Origin of the sequence: Sphingobacterium sp. 18053 (assembly GCF_902706145.1) — a bacterium.
GTDB classification, from domain to species: Bacteria; Bacteroidota; Bacteroidia; order Sphingobacteriales; family Sphingobacteriaceae; genus Sphingobacterium; species Sphingobacterium paramultivorum.
In genome coordinates this window covers 122,636-141,078 of record NZ_CACSJW010000003.1, presented here as the reverse complement: position 1 = coordinate 141,078, position 18,443 = coordinate 122,636, and the positions used below count along the sequence as shown (strand labels likewise).

Annotated in this window: 16 protein-coding genes; 11 read left to right on the top strand and 5 right to left on the bottom strand. The window is 40.0% G+C overall.

Going from position 1 to position 18,443, the window contains the following annotated elements; genetic code table 11:
- Positions 1–218 precede the first annotated feature (218 nt).
- Together GVK91_RS07715 and GVK91_RS07710 are read left to right on the top strand one after the other, a co-directional pair.
- Positions 219–1,502 carry a Gfo/Idh/MocA family protein gene (locus GVK91_RS07715; RefSeq protein ID WP_153845774.1) on the top strand — a complete coding sequence of 428 codons (1,284 nt, stop codon included), beginning with the start codon at positions 219–221 and terminating at the stop codon, positions 1,500–1,502.
- Position 1,503: 1 nt separating this feature from the next.
- A complete protein-coding gene (locus tag GVK91_RS07710; protein ID WP_200845553.1) occupies positions 1,504–3,279 on the top strand; it encodes an alpha-L-fucosidase in 1,776 nt (591 codons plus the stop codon).
- A gap of 11 nt (positions 3,280–3,290) precedes the next feature.
- Here the strand turns inward: GVK91_RS07710 and GVK91_RS07705 are convergent, their stop codons facing one another.
- A complete protein-coding gene (locus GVK91_RS07705; protein WP_159727742.1) occupies positions 3,291–3,632 on the bottom strand; it encodes a helix-turn-helix domain-containing protein in 342 nt (113 codons plus the stop codon).
- A gap of 77 nt (positions 3,633–3,709) precedes the next feature.
- On the opposite strand from GVK91_RS07705, the gene GVK91_RS07700 reads away from it, so the two are divergent.
- Positions 3,710–4,459 carry an SDR family oxidoreductase gene (locus tag GVK91_RS07700; protein ID WP_159727740.1) on the top strand — a complete coding sequence of 250 codons (750 nt, stop codon included), beginning with the start codon at positions 3,710–3,712 and terminating at the stop codon, positions 4,457–4,459.
- 161 nt (positions 4,460–4,620) lie between these two features.
- On the opposite strand, the gene GVK91_RS07695 is transcribed toward GVK91_RS07700, so the two are convergent.
- From GVK91_RS07695 to GVK91_RS07685, 3 genes are all read right to left on the bottom strand, one after another.
- Positions 4,621–5,460 carry a cold-shock protein gene (locus tag GVK91_RS07695; RefSeq protein WP_159727738.1) on the bottom strand — a complete coding sequence of 280 codons (840 nt, stop codon included), beginning with the start codon at positions 5,458–5,460 and terminating at the stop codon, positions 4,621–4,623.
- Between the two features lie 95 nt (positions 5,461–5,555).
- Positions 5,556–6,491 (bottom strand): AraC family transcriptional regulator, encoded by a 936-nt coding sequence (locus tag GVK91_RS07690; RefSeq protein WP_159727736.1) that lies wholly within the window; start codon positions 6,489–6,491, stop codon positions 5,556–5,558.
- Between the two features lie 70 nt (positions 6,492–6,561).
- The gene (locus tag GVK91_RS07685; RefSeq protein WP_153845779.1) at positions 6,562–7,404 is read right to left on the bottom strand and encodes an SDR family NAD(P)-dependent oxidoreductase; all 843 of its coding nucleotides are present in this window, start codon (positions 7,402–7,404) and stop codon (positions 6,562–6,564) included.
- Between the two features lie 214 nt (positions 7,405–7,618).
- On the opposite strand from GVK91_RS07685, the gene GVK91_RS07680 reads away from it, so the two are divergent.
- The 4 genes from GVK91_RS07680 to GVK91_RS07665 all read left to right on the top strand — a co-directional run bounded on the left by GVK91_RS07680 (position 7,619) and on the right by GVK91_RS07665 (position 11,241).
- Positions 7,619–7,873, top strand: coding sequence for a hypothetical protein (locus GVK91_RS07680; RefSeq protein ID WP_159727734.1), 255 nt, complete (start codon positions 7,619–7,621; stop codon positions 7,871–7,873).
- A gap of 458 nt (positions 7,874–8,331) precedes the next feature.
- Complete coding sequence (locus tag GVK91_RS07675) at positions 8,332–9,573, top strand: glycine betaine/L-proline ABC transporter ATP-binding protein (protein ID WP_159727732.1); 1,242 nt, start codon at positions 8,332–8,334, stop codon at positions 9,571–9,573.
- 2 nt (positions 9,574–9,575) lie between these two features.
- Complete coding sequence (locus GVK91_RS07670) at positions 9,576–10,403, top strand: proline/glycine betaine ABC transporter permease (RefSeq protein ID WP_075993479.1); 828 nt, start codon at positions 9,576–9,578, stop codon at positions 10,401–10,403.
- 1 nt (position 10,404) lies between these two features.
- Positions 10,405–11,241 (top strand): glycine betaine ABC transporter substrate-binding protein, encoded by an 837-nt coding sequence (locus tag GVK91_RS07665; protein WP_159727730.1) that lies wholly within the window; start codon positions 10,405–10,407, stop codon positions 11,239–11,241.
- Positions 11,242–11,312: 71 nt separating this feature from the next.
- Here the strand turns inward: GVK91_RS07665 and GVK91_RS07660 are convergent, their stop codons facing one another.
- Positions 11,313–11,573 carry a hypothetical protein gene (locus tag GVK91_RS07660; protein ID WP_046675378.1) on the bottom strand — a complete coding sequence of 87 codons (261 nt, stop codon included), beginning with the start codon at positions 11,571–11,573 and terminating at the stop codon, positions 11,313–11,315.
- A gap of 185 nt (positions 11,574–11,758) precedes the next feature.
- Here GVK91_RS07660 and GVK91_RS07655 point away from each other — a divergent pair, with 185 nt between their 5' ends.
- The 4 genes from GVK91_RS07655 to GVK91_RS07640 all read left to right on the top strand — a co-directional run bounded on the left by GVK91_RS07655 (position 11,759) and on the right by GVK91_RS07640 (position 18,435).
- Positions 11,759–12,745, top strand: coding sequence for a helix-turn-helix transcriptional regulator (locus tag GVK91_RS07655; protein WP_159727728.1), 987 nt, complete (start codon positions 11,759–11,761; stop codon positions 12,743–12,745).
- Between the two features lie 160 nt (positions 12,746–12,905).
- Positions 12,906–13,730, top strand: a complete 825-nt coding sequence (locus tag GVK91_RS07650; protein ID WP_159727726.1) for a siderophore-interacting protein — start codon at positions 12,906–12,908, stop codon at positions 13,728–13,730.
- 15 nt (positions 13,731–13,745) lie between these two features.
- The gene (locus GVK91_RS07645) at positions 13,746–15,095 is read left to right on the top strand and encodes an MATE family efflux transporter (protein WP_159727724.1); all 1,350 of its coding nucleotides are present in this window, start codon (positions 13,746–13,748) and stop codon (positions 15,093–15,095) included.
- Positions 15,096–15,213: 118 nt separating this feature from the next.
- Positions 15,214–18,435 (top strand): SusC/RagA family TonB-linked outer membrane protein, encoded by a 3,222-nt coding sequence (locus tag GVK91_RS07640; protein WP_159727722.1) that lies wholly within the window; start codon positions 15,214–15,216, stop codon positions 18,433–18,435.
- The last annotated feature ends 8 nt before the right edge of the window (positions 18,436–18,443 follow it).

Below are 18,443 nucleotides of genomic sequence, written 5' to 3'. Positions count from 1 at the left end.
GAAAGACAAGTTCTTCGGCCCATGGTTTTATGCTTGTTTTTAACAAATATAGAAATTATCTACAGCATTCAAAGTGTTATATTTCAGCTATTTTGTTTGGATTAATATTCTTCATCCTAAAGACTAAATGTTATATTAGTAATCTCGCTAGGGGGGATCCCAAGATAATCGTCTTCCTAGTAATGAATACACAATATCAATATAAACCAAACTAAACAATGAAGAGAAAAGAATTTATACGAAATACGAGTCTATTGGCTGCATCAGCACTTTTTGCACAGACGAAAGTATTCGGTTTTCAAGCTGATACGGTTCGTGTAGGGCTGATCGGTACAAACGGAATGGGCTGGTCCAATCTGAACGCCATCTTGAAGGTACCAGGAGTGCAGTGTACGGCATTATGTGATGTCGATGAAAATGTTTTGGGGAATCGAGCTGAGGAATTAAAGAAACGCAATATTAATGTGAAGACTTACATCGATTATAAAGACCTCCTAAAAGCAAATGACGTTGATGTTGTTATTGTCGCTACACCTGATCATTGGCATTGTATGCAAATGGTTGATGCTGTTGCGGCCGGAAAAGATGTATATGTCGAAAAACCGATTGGAAACTCCATTCGGGAATGCGAAATTATGGTTGCAGCTGCTAAGAAGCATAAGCGCGTTGTACAGGTTGGGCAGTGGCAACGTAGCCAACAACATTTCAGAGATGCGATGGATTTTGTTCATAGCGGAAAATTGGGGAAAATACGTCTTGTTAAGGCTTGGGCTTATCAAGGTTGGATGAAGAGTATTCCGGTTCAGGCTGACGCTCCTGTTCCTGCGGGAGTACATTATGATAAATGGCTAGGGCCAGCACCAAAACGTGCGTTTAATCCCAATCGTTTTCACTTCAATTTTAGATGGTATTGGGATTATGCGGGTGGCTTGATGACCGATTGGGGTGTACATATGTTGGATTATGCGCTAATTGGAATGAAAGTATCAGATCCTGTTTCGGTTATGGCTGCTGGCGGTAAATTTGCTTATCCTGACGATGCCGCTGAAACTCCAGATAGTTTAACAACGGTATATGAGTTTGATGGATTTAATGTTCAATGGGAGCAGGCAACAGGGATAGATTTGGGGCCTTACGAAAAGACTCACGGAGTTGCTTTCATTGGCAATAATGGTACCTTGGTCGTCAATCGCGAGGGCTGGGAAGTTATCCCGGAGAAAGGGCGAATGGATGCTGTCTCTTTTCAACGTTCACAGGATAATGGATTGGACAAGCATATGGTTAATTTTGTAGAAGCAGTTAGAAAGAAATCCGTTGAGGGTTTACATGCTCCGATAGAAGCTGGGGCACATATCGCGATATTCTCACAAATGGGAAATATTGCTTATCGGGCCAAAAAGAAATTGTTCTGGGACAAACAAAAGCGCAGTTTCAATGATAAGGATGCAGACCAGTACCTAGCGAAAGTTTATCATAATGGTTATAATCTGCCCAAGGTTTAAGATGTTAAAAATAGCTGTTAAAAAGATATTGTTTTGTCTAGCACTGACGGGGCTGACTGTGAACCAGGTTTCAGCGCAACAGATGGAACAAATGTGGAATGGTGAAGGGGGAAATAAACCGATCGCCCAAAATAGAGGGAAACTGTTCCGTGAAGGCAAATATGCGATGTTTATCCATTGGGGAATCTATTCGCAGCTAGCAAATACCTGGAAGGGAAAAACGTTTTATGGCATAGGGGAGTGGCTCATGAACAAGAGTATGGCCAATATCCCTGTTGCGGACTATATGGCCGCTGCGGGTTCTTTCCGTCCAGATCATTTTGATGCTAAAGCTATTGTGCAGCTTGCAAAAGATGCTGGAATGCGTTACATCGTGATTACAAGTAAACATCACGATGGATTTTCGATGTTTCATTCTAAGGTGAATTCTTTTAATATTGTTGAGGCTACTGATTTTAAGCGTGATCCAATGATTGAGCTCGCAAAAGCATGTAAAGAGGGGGGAATTGGTTTTGGGTTCTATTATTCGCAAAATCAGGATTGGACCTATCCTGGCGGAAATGGAGGCCCCAAGGTGAATGCAGCTGGTCAGCCGAAAACATTTGATGATTATTTTTGGGAGAAATGTTATCCTGAGGTGAATCAGATTACAACTGAGTATGGACCGATAGAATTGGTCTGGTTCGATACTCCTGGGGGAATGGACAAGAAATATGCACAAAAACTTGTTGAATTGGTTCATAAAAATCAACCCGGAGCATTTGTGTCAGGGCGAGTTGGGCACGGGCTCGGGGATTATTCTACTTTAGGAGATATGGAAGTACCGCGGCAGAATGTTCCAGGTCTTTGGGAAGCAGTGGATGTAACCAACGATTCTTGGGGATATGCTTGGTACGACAATAATTGGAAGAGTGCTCGCGAGATCCTATTGCGTACATTGTCGACGGTTGGTCGAGGTGGGACTTATATGTTAAATGTCGGCCCCAAGCCAGACGGGACTATTCCAGAACCAGCGAGTTTAGCGTTGCGCGGTGCGGGTGCCTGGATCCGGAAATATCCTGAGACCGTTTATGGCGCACAGGCGTCACCTTGGGGGCATGCCTTACCCTGGGGAGATGCTACTGTACAGGGGCGTAAGATTTCGTTGTTGGTCTATCATTGGCCGGCCAATGGAAAGTTGTTTGTTCCGGGCCTAACAAAAGGGATAAAGTCGATTAGCCTTTTAACTTCCAACGGCAAAAAGTCCTTGAATTACACGTTCGATGGAAAATGGTTAAAAATCAATATGCCAGGTGTAGCTCCCGATCCATTGGTTTCTGTCATTGAAGTTGTTATGGAGGAGATACCAGCTATTGATATGATGTTAGGTGTTGATCCGGCGATGGAGACAATTGTGCCTGTTGATTTTGCTGAAGTTGAAGGATGTAATAAAACTGGAAAATCATGGATGGAAAAATTCGGTGAATGGAAGCATGTGGTTCAAGTAGGGCAATGGACTGATCAAAGTAAATTAACGTATGCTATAGACATTGTTAAGCCAGGCTATTATCAAATTGATCTCAATTATACGGGGCAGGGGAGAGTGGTGTGGAAGATCGAAAACTCGGCTGGGGAGATCGTACAGAATCAGCAAGCGGCCTCTTCTGTGTATAACTGGTACCCTTGGGGATGGATGAAATTTAAGGCTCCGGGGCGCTACAAAATTACTGTTTCGTTAGTGGAAGGGGATGGTGATAAAGTCAGTCTTACTGCACTTCGATTTAAATCTGTAGAATAGATCTTAACAGTCTATTCTACAGATTCTTCAATAATCACCTTTCTGTGCTCTCGGCCCCAGTTAATCATTTCTTGGATGATATTACCAAATGTCCGGCAATAGGCAGTCGGTAGGTATTCAATTAGCACAGGACTGTCCGGATAGACTTTTCTGCTAACAAGCTTGTTGAGTTCCATATCTTTCAATTCTTTGGACAGCATACGAGTGGTGATCCCAGGGATACTTCGTTCAATTTCTCGAAACCGTTTATTACCGTTGCATAATGAATTGATAATGGGAATACGCCATTTTCCACCTATAAAATACAGGGTGTCTTGTAATGCCCTTAGTTCTTCTACTTGATTTCTTTCCATGGTAATTTTGGTATACTCTATTATACTGGTATCAAATGTATATCAAATACCCGATATATTTGTCAAAAAATAGAACAATGAAAAATTTAGAAAACAAAGTCGTCTTAGTTACAGGAGGGAATAGTGGAATTGGTTTTGCAACAGCGAAGGAGTTTAGGGAAAATGGGGCACAAGTTATTATTACAGGAAGAAGAAAACAAGCTATTGATCAAGCCGCTGAGCGGATAGGAGCAACAGCCTACGTGGCGGATCAGGCTATACTACAGGATATTGAAAAACTTGCTCAAGAAATAAAAGATCGGTTTGGATATATAGATGTCCTATTTATCAACGCCGGTATTACAGGTGAAGGAGGTTTTATTGATGAAGCATCAGAAGCGAATTTTGATGCAGTAATGGATATCAATTTAAAAGGCTCATATTTTACATTGAGCAGGTTTATTCCACTTCTTCGCGATGGTGCGTCTGTCGTTATTCTTTCTTCTAATGTAGCTACCTTAAATATGCCAGCGAGTTCGATTTATCAAGCGAGTAAAGCGGCCGTTAATTCCTTTGCCAAAACAGCAGCAATGGAGCTTGCAGACCGTAAAATTCGTGTAAACACCGTGAGTCCGGGTCCGACTAGGACGGATGTTCTCAACAAGAATTATGACCAGCAGACTGTCGAAAATATTTGGAATAAGTTGGCAGCAGAATCTCCACTCAAAAAGATAGGTACAGCTGAAGACGTCGCTAAAATGGTTGTTTATCTGAGTGGTGATCATGCATCTTACATCACTGGCGCTGATTTTGTTTTGGACGGTGGAATGGGTATCAATCATTCTTAATTATAGCGCACTAAGAGAATTTTAGGTGAAGAACTTATCCTTCGTAGATATTGAATTATTATCATACGAAGGATAATCAATAGTTTAGATTCTTTGTCTGATCTCGCTTATTTATATTAGGGCGGATTGCATGCTAATTTTACGAGATTAAATAGTTTAAGCTATTCTTGCAGCAACGTCTGTATTTTTTCGATAGACGCCTCATTCTCTAAGAACTCGATATATGGAAGCAGCGGCTCGATATCTTGCTTATCCATTGTTTCTAGATCGTCAAATAGTGCATTTACAAAATCAGTACAAAAGGATTTTCCATAACTGTAGGTGCTAATTCTGGCAAGATCCTCACAATTGATTTCTGTGGCATTCAGATTAAATACAAGCTCAGGAATTTCGTAGTCGCCTTCTGCCGGATAGCCAATATACCTAAACATGCTTTCCTTCCATACGCGAAATAGGATTTGATGCGAGACATGTTTCCCAAAGTAATCGAACACTTTGGAAAGTATCTCGTAAGCGGTTTCTTTCTCAAAAACACCAGTAATGCTTTTGTCGATCAATTCGGCATAGGAAATGAAAATTGAGCTATCAAAATGAACATCAAAATTAGCGGTCAGCATGGCCACAATATGTTCTCTGGGCTGGGTTCTTAAAAGTTGTCTTGCTGTTAATGAGGTTAAGTTATGCTTTTGTTCTCGACCGTGGCTGTCGGGGAGGAGTACGGTGTGTTCTTTGTCGAGGAGCGAGATGACGAATTTCCAATCTTCGGGCCTTTTGAGAATCCTGCAGTTCTGAGCGAGATAACCGCTCCTTTTAGGGTCGGGTTTCTTGTCGCCAACAATAACTTCTCCAGGTTGAATAATATGTTCTGGAGGAACTTTAAACCTGCGTATATGCACAAAGAGTTCTTCTCCGGAAGGTAACGCAAGAGTACCAAATCCTTTGTTATTGTCGAACCATTTGACTGCGCCGATAAACATGGCTGGGGTTGAGTTTTGTTTCAATAGGATAAAGGTAAGGAATAAATGCCTTTATTAGGTATTGAAAATGAAATATTTGCAATTATTTGTGCTATATCACCTATTTTTCTCGTATTTACCTACTTATTTGGTTGGGGAAAAGATTTTCGGAAGGCCAAAGGAGACATATTTGTCTTCGCTTTGAATAACTTGTTAAATGATTGGGGATGGCCAAAGCCCAAGTCGTAAGCAACTTCGCTTACGGATAGGTTTGTGATGGATAATTTCTCTTTTGCTTTGTCAATTATTTTATCATGGATGAAATGTTGCGTATTTTCACCGGTCTGCAAACGGAGCATATCGCTTAAATAACTGGCTGAAATGTGTAGGCGTTCAGCAAGATACTGTACCGTTGGAATGCCTTGTTTAGTAGAAATATTGTTAGAGAAATATGCTTCCAATATTTCCTCAAGTTTGGCTATTAAGTTCGTGTTAATCGCTTTTCGTGTGATAAACTGTCTTTTATAAAATCGGTTGGCATAATTTAAAAGTAATTCAATGTGGGAAATAATCACATCTTGACTAAAGTCATCGATTCGGCTAGTTAATTCTTCATCGATGTGTCGGAAGATGGAAATAATTCGGTCTTTTTCTTTTTCGGATAAATGTAAGGCTTCATTTGTGGTATAAGAAAAAAAGCCGTATTGTTTTATTTTTTTTGCTAGGGGATATCCCCAAAAGAAATCAGGATGTATCAAAAGGGTATATTGTGAGCATACTTCGCCTTCATTTGCGCCGTGGTTTCCTATAATTTGATTTGGAGCGGCAAACAGAAGTCCACCTTCGTCAAAGTCATAGTAACCTTGTCCATAGATGAGTTTTCCTTTAACACTCGGTTTGTAGGATATTTTGTAAAAATTCAATACATGCGGTTGAGGAATATTGTTGAGCATAACCTGATGAGTGCTGCCATTCACCATGCTGACCAAGGGGTGGGCCGGTGTTGGAAGGCCAAAAGCACGGTGAATATCCGATAGGGATTCCATCTTTGGGAGAGCTTTTTGTTCTTTTTTCATTTTTGAATTTACATAATTCTCGTTTACAATAGTCGATAATGTAAACGAGAATGAATTATTGACATAGGGATTACTTGGAAACGCCTTGAGCTTGTGCTGAAACAGTATCCCATTCTTTCCATGTGGCAATCCTTTCGGCATATACACTACTTACCCAAGATAGGTTTCCATTTCCTAGATTAAACCGCAAGGGAGGATTTTCTGTGTCAACAATACTGAAGATTGCAGCTGGAGTCGCATTCGGATCACCTTTCTCCATTTTTCCTAAATCAGTAAAAAATTGGGCTTTAAAATCTTGGTAAGGATCTAATGTTTCAGCAAATTGTAGTGATTCCTGACTTCCAAATTCGGTGGCATAGGCTCCGGGTTCTATGATGGTTACTCTGATGCCAAACGCTTTGACCTCAAGCGCTAAACTTTCGTGTATTGCTTCAAATGCCCATTTTGAGGAACAATAGTATCCGATTACAGGCAGTGTAACGTGGCCTAGGCTACTTGATGTCCCTAAGATGTGGCCATGTCCTTGCTGACGTAATAATGGTAAAACAGCTTGAATGACAGCTACCGGTCCAAGGATATTTGTTTCGTATTGTTTTCGAATATCGTCCATGCTAGCTTCCTCAATAGTTCCAACCAGAGAGTAACCTGCATTGTTAAGGACAATGTCTAACTGGCCAAAGTGATCATATGCCTGTTGTACAACAGTTTTTACTTTTTCGGTGTCGGTAACGTCCAATTCCAGTGTCAATACGTTGTCTCCATATTTCTCATTGAGATAGGCGATGGAAGAGAGTCTTCGTGCGGTAGCAATTACTTTGTCTCCCCGCTGTAATGCTGCCTCTGTCCAGATTTTCCCGAATCCGCGCGAACTGCCCGTGATAAACCAGATTTTACTTTGCGTATTTTGTGTCATATTTCTTTGTATTTGTAATACAAACTTCCATAAAGCGCGTCTAATAAAAATCGCCAAATTGAGGGAATATGTAGCCGAAAGGAGTTTTGTGAAATTTATTTAAACGAATAATTTTATGGAGTTATTTTTTGTCTCTTAGTCGTAATTTTGAACTAACTTAGGATGTTAAAATCTGTTTTTATAAGATAGATTTTCATTAAACGTAAAGTTCCGTATGCAGCGTGTAATTGCTAAATCCATTCTTAACAAAACAAAACGGAGAGATACCTTGGCATTATATGGTTCTGACCCTGGTGATAATCGGACTTTGGTTATGCGTGCGGTTGAAAAACACTATCCACAGCTCGTGGAAAAATACCAACGATTGTTTGGTCCGGACGGTAAACTTTCCAGCTATTATCGACAGGCATTTGCGGAAAAGGTAAAGGGATTATGTGTACAATATGGGCTGCGAGACCGGCTGGTTTAGCTACTAAGTTTACTGATTTTATCTTCAAAAAATCAGATCTCATTTTTATTTTTATAAGTTGTTGTAAAATAGGTTTATATGGTCCGAAAAAGACGTTAAATTTATTTTTCGTACCTTTGTACTGTCAAAAGACAGAATGGCGTGAGTTTATTCCGCTATGGCTTTGTGCCGTTGGCACAGCCTAGGTTGTTCGTTATACTTGTTGAAGTATATTTTGGAGATGCTTTTTGAATGGAGCATTTCGTCTTTAAAAGATTAGTTTCTTTTTCATCATTGCTCTTACCGAACCGAGAGTAAAGTATGTTAGTTAATAAGTTGATTGAACTGTACGAGTAAGATTTCGATCAAACGAACTCAACTGTAGGGATATTTTTATTTGTAAGAAAATAGCGTAGGCGTATGGCCTTAGTGGGTTACTCATGCCCTTATGGTTTATTTATGTTTAAAAAAATTAAAGAATGGATAAAACTAGCAAGGTAAAAGTAAAAGTTGAAGACTTGGTACTTGTTTTCGGAAAACAGAAGAAGCAAGCTTTGAAATTACTAAATGAGGGTTTCTCCAAAAAGGAGATCTTGGCAAAGACAGATTGCACGATCGGAATCAACAAAGCTAATTTTGAAATCTTCGAGGGTGAATTCTTTGTTATAATGGGACTATCAGGCAGTGGGAAATCTACCCTGCTCCGTTGTCTTAATCGATTGAACGAACCCACATCAGGAAAGGTATTTATCAATGGAGAGGATATTACAGGGAAAAATAATAAAGATCTTCTTGAAGTCCGTAGGACAGAAATGAGTATGGTCTTTCAGAAGTTTGGTCTGTTGCCACATCACACCGTATTGAGCAATGCCGCTTTTGGTTTAGAACTAAGAGGGGAAGAACGGGAAAAACGGGAGTCTAAAGCTCAGAAAGCACTTGATGTAGTAGGACTGAGCGGATTTGAGCAACAGTTACCGTCTCAGTTATCTGGTGGTATGCAACAGCGGGTTGGACTGGCTCGGGCACTTGCCAATGATCCCGAAGTATTACTGATGGATGAGGCATTTTCAGCACTAGATCCCCTGATTAAAACAGAAATGCAAGATCAGTTATTGGAGTTGCAGGATAATTTACAAAAAACGATCGTTTTTATTACCCATGATCTCGATGAAGCAATCAAATTGGGCGATCGTATTGCTATTATGAAAGATGGTGTCATCGAACAGATCGGTACTGCGGAAGATATCTTGACAAATCCAGCAAGTGACTATGTTAAAGCCTTTGTTGAAAAAGTTGATCGCAAGTCCATCATTTCGGCAGGTTCACTGATGTTTGAGAAACCTACTGTTGTACGTTTCAAAAAAGATGGCCCTGAGGGGGCTCTACGTAAAATGCGGTCGACAGGAATTGAGATTCTCCCTGTAGTTGATGCTCATGAGACTTTTCTTGGTTTCGTTCATATGAGTGAAGTCATTCAATCTGCAAAGCGTAGGGAACCTACCGTAGAATCCATTATACATACGACCGTTCCAACTGTATCAAAAGAGGTGACCGTTGAAGAAATGTTGCCCTTGATATCGGAGATCCGGTCGCCAATCGCTGTGGTGAATGAACATAATCGTTTGTTGGGGATCGTAACACAGACATCATTGATTATCGAAGCGACTAAGTATAATGAAGAAGAAATTATTGAATTAAAAGAGAAAGCAAATAATCAGTAGAAATGAATAAAGTAATCGATATAGGACAATACATTGCTGTAGCCGTCAATTGGCTGACAGATCATTTAGAACCATTTTTTAACTTGATAAAAAATACGGGGAATGCATCCATTATTGGACTGGAATGGGTGCTAACAACAATACCTTTTTTTATTATCATCGCATTATTTACAGGTTTAGCCTGGTGGAAATCTGGGAAAGGGGTTGCATTGACAACATTGGTGGGATTAACATTGATCTATCTGATGGGATTTTGGATTGCAACGATGGAGACTTTGGCCCTGGTATTGGTAGCTACACTGACAGCATTGGTTATATCAGTTCCTTTGGGCGTGTGGGCCGCGAAGAATAAACTAGCAGCGAAAATCATTCGGCCCTTACTTGATTTAATGCAGACGATGCCTGCCTTTGTTTACTTGATTCCAGCGGTGTTATTTTTTAGTATCGGTAAAGTCCCGGGAGCTTTTGCTACCATTATTTTCGCTATGCCACCTGCTGTCCGTTTGACGACTCTAGGGATTGATGCGGTTCCAAAAGATATTGTGGAAGCTGCGCGTTCATTTGGAGCTACCAATAGTCAGATCTTATTTAAAGTAGAGCTGCCCTTGGCTACAAAAACAATCTTAGCGGGGATCAATCAGACCATATTACTGTCTCTATCGATGGTTGTTATTGCCGGAATGATTGCTGCTGGTGGCTTGGGAGAAAAAGTGCTTGAGGGTATCAACAACTTGGATATTGGTCTTGGTTTTGAAAGCGGTTTGTCCGTTGTGATTCTCGCTATTATTTTGGATCGGATCACGCAGGGCTTTGTAAAAAAGAAAGCATAGTATGAGGAAAATAAAAAGTATGGTGTTGTGTCTGATGGTGTTATTGCTTGCTTCATGCACCACAGGCCGGAATAAAAATATTATTCATATCGGTATGGTCGATGGCTGGGCCGAAGGAGTCGCAATGACAGAGGTCGCAAAAGTTATTATGGAAGAAAAGGGGTATCATGTTGTTATCCAGCGGGCTACGCCAGATATGATCTTAGCCTCCATGAACAATGGCGATACAGATCTATATATGGATGTCTGGCTGCCATTGACCCATGGAAGTAAAGTGGCTAAATTCCCAAATATTGAAGAGCTTGGAACGAGTTATAACCATGCGCGAAATGGACTTGTTGTACCGGATTACGTAACAATTGATGGAATTGAAGAGTTGAAAAAACATGAAAAAGAGTTTGATAGAAGGATCATTGGTATAGAAAAGGGGGCTGGAATAACACGTGCGGTGGATCAGGTGATCAAAGATTATAGCCTCGATTATAAGCATGTGAACTCATCTACCGTCGCTATGATCACGGAATTGCAAAACGCGATCAAAGCAAAACGTTGGATTGTGGTAGCTGGCTGGCAACCGCATTGGATGTTTGCTAAAATGAAATTGAAGTTTTTGGATGACCCCAAAAAGACATTGGGTGATGCCGAGCAAATTAAAATTTTTGCACGGGGAGACTTTAACATTGAGCAGCCGGAGCTAGCCCGATTTTTCTCGAAAGTCCACTTTGATGAATCAACAATGGCTGATTTGTTGTCACAAATGCAGGGAAGCCAGAACAAAGCAATTACGGCAAAAGAATGGGTCAGGAAACATAACGATCTCGTAAAGGGCTGGTTATAGTTAACTGAGGTGATTAAATAGTTATGCCACCGCAGCACGCTGCACGGCATAGCATAAGGAGGGCATTGTCATCACGACAATGCCCTTAAAAATTTACGGGCCAGTTGGATTTGTTGTTGTTGTATGCTGGATAAAGGATATCTGCTATCATCAATCCATGTGTCGAGCCCCTTTGGAAATTCCCAGGCGAAATCTAAGACTTTCGCTTTTTCTGCGGCTAAAATAATATCATGTTTCGTTGCATTTGGATTGGCAATCTTGATGTTATTATAAATGCTATCCTGGATGAGTGGAAAGTTGTCTGCCATATCCTGATTTCTATTTGTATCCATAGTGAATTATTTTTAAAATAATTAAGAATGATTCTAAATGATTTCATACTTTAGTCAAAGATAGCAGGCATTCTATTGTTATGGGGTCTGCATAAAGGAGTAAAATGTCCGTCGAAGGGAATATTTCTGCTAAGATATATTGCCTAATGTGCGTAAGACTATTTGAATCCTAAAAGGAATTAAAAATGGCACTAAGATTATATGATATTGATTCACCCAATTTATTATTGGAGCGGACTTACCCAAGTACCTGCTTTTCTGTCGATACGGGAATTTATGAATCTGTAACACATTTAGATACTACTTTTGGGAAAGGTTTTTACAAGGAGGTTTTCTTCGATGGTATTCATATTGGTTACGGTCATGCACAATTATTTAAACGGATGCGGTTTCGTTTTGAAAGTGATTTTGAAACAGTTGAAATGCACTTTGCTTTAAAGGGTAATAGTCAGGCGAGTGGCGAAATGATGCCATCCGGTGTAAATTTCGAGACCTACCAGCATAATATTATTTACGGAAATTCAATGTGTGGTCAAATGGATTGGGGGAATCAGGAGTTTCAGTTATGTGAAATAAACTTATCGCCCGAATTTTTTAAAAGATTCTTACCCGACGATTCTAAATTCTTTGCAGATTTTCGTAATGCCATTGACCGTGGTAAATCGGGATTGCTGACCAATATGCATAGACGGATTACCCATGATATGTATCAAATTATCAACGAGATAATTAATTGTCAACGAAAGGGAATTTTTAAGAAAATTTTCCTGGAAGCAAAGATTATGGAGCTCTTGCTTCTTCAATTGGAACAGTTTCAGGAAGAAGATTTTGTAGCAGTTTCGTTAAAACAAGCCGATATCGATAAGATATATGCCGTTCGTGAGTTTCTTTTAAAAAATATGGATACCAATAGTACACTGGTCAATCTCGCGCATCTGGTGGGTACCAATGAATTCACATTGAAAAAAGGTTTTAAGGAGCTCTTTGGTACGACTGTTTTTGGTTTTTGGCATGACGCAAAAATGGAACATGCCAAGAAACTGATCCTAGATGAAGATCGAACAATCGGTGAAGTTTCTGATTTGGCTGGTTACAAAAATCAACGCCATTTTTCGGAGGCCTTTAAACGTAAATTTGGAATCCCACCGAGTAAGCTAAAAAATACCTTGTAATGTGGAATAGCTTTTTTCACACTTTACGGACCTTTTATTCCTTCTTACGGAAGTTTTAATAGCGCATGAATCGGGTTTGATAAAAGTCGAATAATTACCTTTGTTTAGAAAGATTCTTAATAGAAATCTTTTGATCAAATATGTACGTAATTAGAAAATCATGGGAAAAACTGAAATGAAAGTAATACAGCTCGCCCTGACTGTAAGTAGAAAAGAATACCTGACGCCACATTATATTCGTGTTTATTTGACTGGTGATGGTGTGGATCAAATCGCTAATACGACCGTCGGAGTCAATAACAAGATCTTGATTCCGCCAAAGCATGTAGATCGCATTTATTTTCCAGAATTTGATTATGAACGAGGGCAGTGGAAGCCGATGGATGAAGCGATTAGGCCAACAGTTCGAACTTATACACATCGCGGTATCAACCTTGATAGAAATGAGGTATGGATTGATTTTGTTGCCCATGGTGATGAGGGGCCAGCTTCAGCTTGGGCTATGGCTGCAAAACCTGGTGATGTGCTTGGGATTCTGATGAAAGCAGGGAAGACGTCTCTATATGAAGTTGCAGCTAACTATCTCCTTGTTGGGGATGCAACTGCAATTCCTGTTCTGGGGGCAATCTTAGAAGATTTGCCACCTTCGGCAAAGGGAATCTGTATGATTGAAGTACATGGTAGCGAAGATATACAGCAATTGAAGACTAAGGCTGCTATTGATTTTATCTGGTTACATAATGATACGCCACAGGAAGGGAGCTTTTTGGCGGATTTGGTGAAGATCAGATCCTTGCCCGTAGAGGATAAATTTGCTTATGTAGCTGCTGAATTTTCGACAGTTAAGGAGATTCGCAATTATTTGCGTAAGGATCTCGGTTGGGGAAGAGAGGAGCTTTATGCTTATTCGTATTGGAAAGCTGGAGTTGCTGAAGATAAATCTGCTACAGATCGCCGTAGTGAGAGTGAAGAAATCCAGGCCTAACGTTTATGATAGGTTATGGAGAAACAGAAACAACTGATCTTAAACGGTAAGTTAAGTAGAGTGATGTGGCAGATGTCGTGGCCTGCCGTGATTGCAATGGTCCTGTATGGTCTGAACAATTTTCTAGATGGTATTTTTGTTGGTCATCTGATTAACAATACAGCGTTGGCAGCTGTCGGTGTAACCTATCCTTTAGCCCAATTTGCACAAGGTTTTGGTACCCTGATCGGAACAGGTATGGGGGCGGCAATTAGTATTTGGATAGGTGGGGATCAACAGGAGAAATTACATAGGTCATTTGGTACGGTGCATTTTTTGACTATTATTTTCTCTCTTATAATTACGCTCCCTTGCTATGTATTTGCCGACAAATTGGTTTACATGATGGGCGGTCGAGGTGAGATATTGGCTCTTGGGGTGGATTACTTTCGAGCAACCATATTGGGTAGTTTTTTCTGGATTTATGGTTTGGCCCTCAATATGATTATTCGTGCAGAGGGTCGTATGAAAACTGCGGCCTGGATGATTGCAATAGGGTTGCTTGTTGATGTCTTACTTAAACCGGTTTTTATAGAACACTTTGGTTGGGGTGTTTCAGGAGCAGCTTGGGCAACCAATATATCGATGATCATCTACACATTTTTAGGTGTATGGTATTACGCCGGGGGAAAGGCTTCGTTCAAAACAAAGTTTTGGTCTTTATCTTGGGATTTATCGATTTTAAAAGAAACTTTTTCGTTAGGAATGCCCGGGTTTGTTATGATGGTCATGATTGTAATCCAGAATATTGTTGTCTTCAACGCATTGGCCAATTACGGAAATGATATGGATATTACGTTTTTTACGGCAGTCAATCGGCTTTATATTTTATTAAATACCCCACTATGGGGGCTTATGCGGGCTTTGCAGCCTGTAACAGGGATGAACTATGGTGCTGGGCAGTATACGAGAAGTATCAATTCGTACCGTTTATTTGCCATTACTGGGCTGCTGATTCTGCTTCCGTTCTGGTTGCTGGTGATGCTGCATCCCGTTGCTGTGATATCTATCCTGATACCAGGAGCGATTTTTTCAATACAGCAGCTAATGGATTTCAGAATTTACATGAGTGTTTTATTGGTTCTTCCATTTATTTTTATGGCGATGGTGTGGTTTCCTTCCATTGATCATGCCAAGCCTGCGACTTTTATCAGTGTATTGCGGCAGGTTGTATTTTATATTCCTATCTTAATTATTGCGCCAAAATATTTTGGTGTACACAGCATTTACGTAGCGAGCGCGGCGATAGATTGGATTATTTTCATTATAGTCATCTATGCGGTTCGACGAAGCACGCGGAAGCTCAATATGCAGGTTGATGTATAAGACATTGCAGCGTGAACGATGTTAATGTTAAGTTAAGCAATCTTTAAGATTGCATTGTTAATATACTACTCATCTTCTAGTAATATAGGTTTCATTTTTTTGGGCAAAATTCAAAATAATGAAACCTATTAAACTACCTCAATTTAGGAAAACAGCTCAGGTGACCTTAGCTATTGCGTTGCTGAATGCGGCACATGTCGATAGCGTATGGGCAAACTTTGCGAATGAAACTACCAAGCTCGAAATTGCCGATCAAGCTATTATTAAAGGGATTGTTAAGGATCAGGACGGCAAACCTATTGACGGCGGCACGATCATCAATGAAACCAGCAAACAGAGTACGCGTACAGAGTTTAATGGTAAATTCAATCTGAAAGGTCAGGTTGGCGACCAAATCCGTGTTTCTTCTTTAGGATACAAAACAGCTACAATAACTGCTACAGATGGGGATCTTGTGGTGGTTTTGGAAAAGGATGATTCAAAGTTGGATGAGGTTGTTGTCACGGCAATTGGTATCAAGCAACAAAAGAAGCAAATTGGTTACGCTACCCAAGAAGTTAAATTAGACGTACTTAAAGAGTCTAAAACAATGAATATTGGTACAGCGCTAACGGGACAAGTATCTGGTCTGATCGTTAATAATCCAACGGGGATTTTTCAGGCACCATCTTTTCAATTGCGTGGTAAGACCCCACTTATTGTCGTAGATGGTATTCCTGTAGAATCTGATTTTTACGACATGTCCAGTCAAAACATAGAGAATATCAATGTGCTGAAAGGAACAGCCGCTTCATCTTTATATGGATCACGCGGTAAAAATGGAGCGATCTTAATTACAACCAAAAGTGCAAAAAGCGATAGGCTGGAGTTTTCGGTTGGAACCAGTAATATGTTTTCTGCAGGATTTACGGTTTTTCCTGAATCGCAGAAGGAGTTCGGAAGTGGATCCAACGGTAAATATGAGTTTTGGGATGGTGCTGATGGGGGGATTTCAGATGGAGATATGACATGGGGTCCCAAATTGAACTCCGGAATAAAGGTTGCACAATGGAACAGTCCGATTCGTGATAAGCAAACTGGTGAAGTGATTCCTTGGTGGGGTGATGTGAGTGGAACCAAGTATAACGATAAGTCACGTTACGAAAGAGTGCCGATTGATTGGGTCGCACATAACAATTTAGAGGATTTCCTTGGAACTGGACTGATTACCGAAAATAATGCGACATTATCGTATCGTTCGGAAAAGGTAAGCATATTTGGAACAGGAAAATATGCCTATCAAAAAGGTCAGGTGCCCAATACAAAGCTTTCTACAGGTGGATTAAATTTGAATACCTCTTACCGTTTTACTCCTGAGGTACAATTAGATCTTAACTTATCCTATAATAAAGTGAAATCTCCAAATTATCCAAGGTATGGATATGGGCCTAAAAATCATATGTATACGATTTTGTTGTGGATGGGAAATGATGTAAATGGACAGGAATTAAAGGATCACCTCTATATTCCGGGACAGGAAGGCTATCGTCAAGCAAACTATAACTATGCTTGGTACAACAACCCTTATTTTGCAGCTAATGAGTTGAACCAAGTATACGATCAAGATATTTTGGCCGGGCAGACTGCTTTAACTTGGCGTATTTCACCTGAATTTACCATCAAAGGTCGTGCTGCAGCAAGACAAAAAAATCTATTCCAGGACATGCAGAGTCCTAAGTCTTACATGAATTATGGCGATTCACGGAATGGGGATTATAAAAACTGGGATAGCAAACAGCTCAATTTTGATGCGGACGTCTTAGCAACTTATATTAAGCAGTTGTCTGATAATTTCGGTGTAACCGTTAATGCGGGATCTTCCACTTTCAAAAGAGATTATCGTGAGCTTTATCAAACTACAGATGGTTTAGTTGTACCATTTGTCTATAACTTAGGCAATACCCAAGGCCCAGTTAAGGCAACAAATACAACAACTGAAAAAATAATCCGAAGTGCTTATGCGTCGGTAAATTTAAATGTGTTTAAGTCGACCTATCTGAATTTTTCAGGAAGAAATGACTGGTCATCCACATTATCAAAGGCAAATCAGTCATTCTTTTATCCATCGGTTTCACTAAGTAGTGTTATCTCCGATTATTTTAAACTGCCAGCGCAAATTGACTTTGTTAAATTGTACAGTTCCTGGGCATCGGTATCTTCTGATCTGGATCCTTATAGCATTGCTGCGACTTATAAAAAAGATGTTACCTATGGTTCGATGCCATCAGTAACCTATCCTGCAGGTATTATTAATCCTGATATCCTTCCGCAGCAGTCCATTTCTTTAGAAATTGGTGCTTCTATGGCTTTCTTTAAAAATAGGCTTTCGGCTGATGTAACGTACTATAATGTTGTTGATAAAAATCAGATTATCGATTTGAGTATTTCTCAAGCATCCGCTTTTACGTCGCGTAAAGTAAATGGAAATAAATACCGTACAAAGGGATTGGAGATTTCTTTGACAGGAAATATAATTAAAAATGAACAATTTTCGTGGACGTCTACTGTAAACTGGTCTCATGCAATTCAGCGTTTGGAAGAAATTTACAATAACCAAGCGAAATACGGTAATCTTAAAAAAGGTGATCGTGCAGACAGCTATTATGGTACTGTTTGGGAAAAATCGGCTGATGGTAAGGTTATCTTGAATCCGAATACGGGTATGCCGACCAAAAATCCATTTCCACAGTATTTAGGTTACTTTCAACCGGACTGGCAATTTGGTTTTGCAAACCAGTTCAAATTTAAGGGATTTCAGGTAAATCTTGATTTCGACGGATCTATTGGCGGCGTGATGAATTCGACAACCATAGAAAAAATGTGGTGGGGTGGAAAGCATCCTTCTTCGGTCTTATATCGTCAGGAACAATACGATGCAGGGAAACCAGTTTTTGTGCCAGATGGGGTGATCGTAACAGGAGGTGAGCTTACCCGCGACGTGAACGGTAATATTACTTCAGATACCCGAACGTATACAAGTAATACAAAAGCTGTTGATTGGCAGGCTTGGAGTCAAAATTATCCTTACCAGGCCAGAGTTACAGAGTCTGAAAGTAAACTGTTTGCCAATGTATTTGATCGATCATTTGTAAAACTACGTAGACTTTCGGTAGGTTATGATGTCAATAAGGTGTTTAAATTAAAACAGCTTACGGCCTTAAATGCATCACTATTTGGCTATAATTTAGCCATGTGGAAGAAAGTACCTTATATCGATCCTGATTTTGGCGTTGGAAATGATGGTAATCTTCAGGATCCTTCCACACGATATATCGGTTTTTCTCTAGATTTTAAGTTTTAATAAAGTAG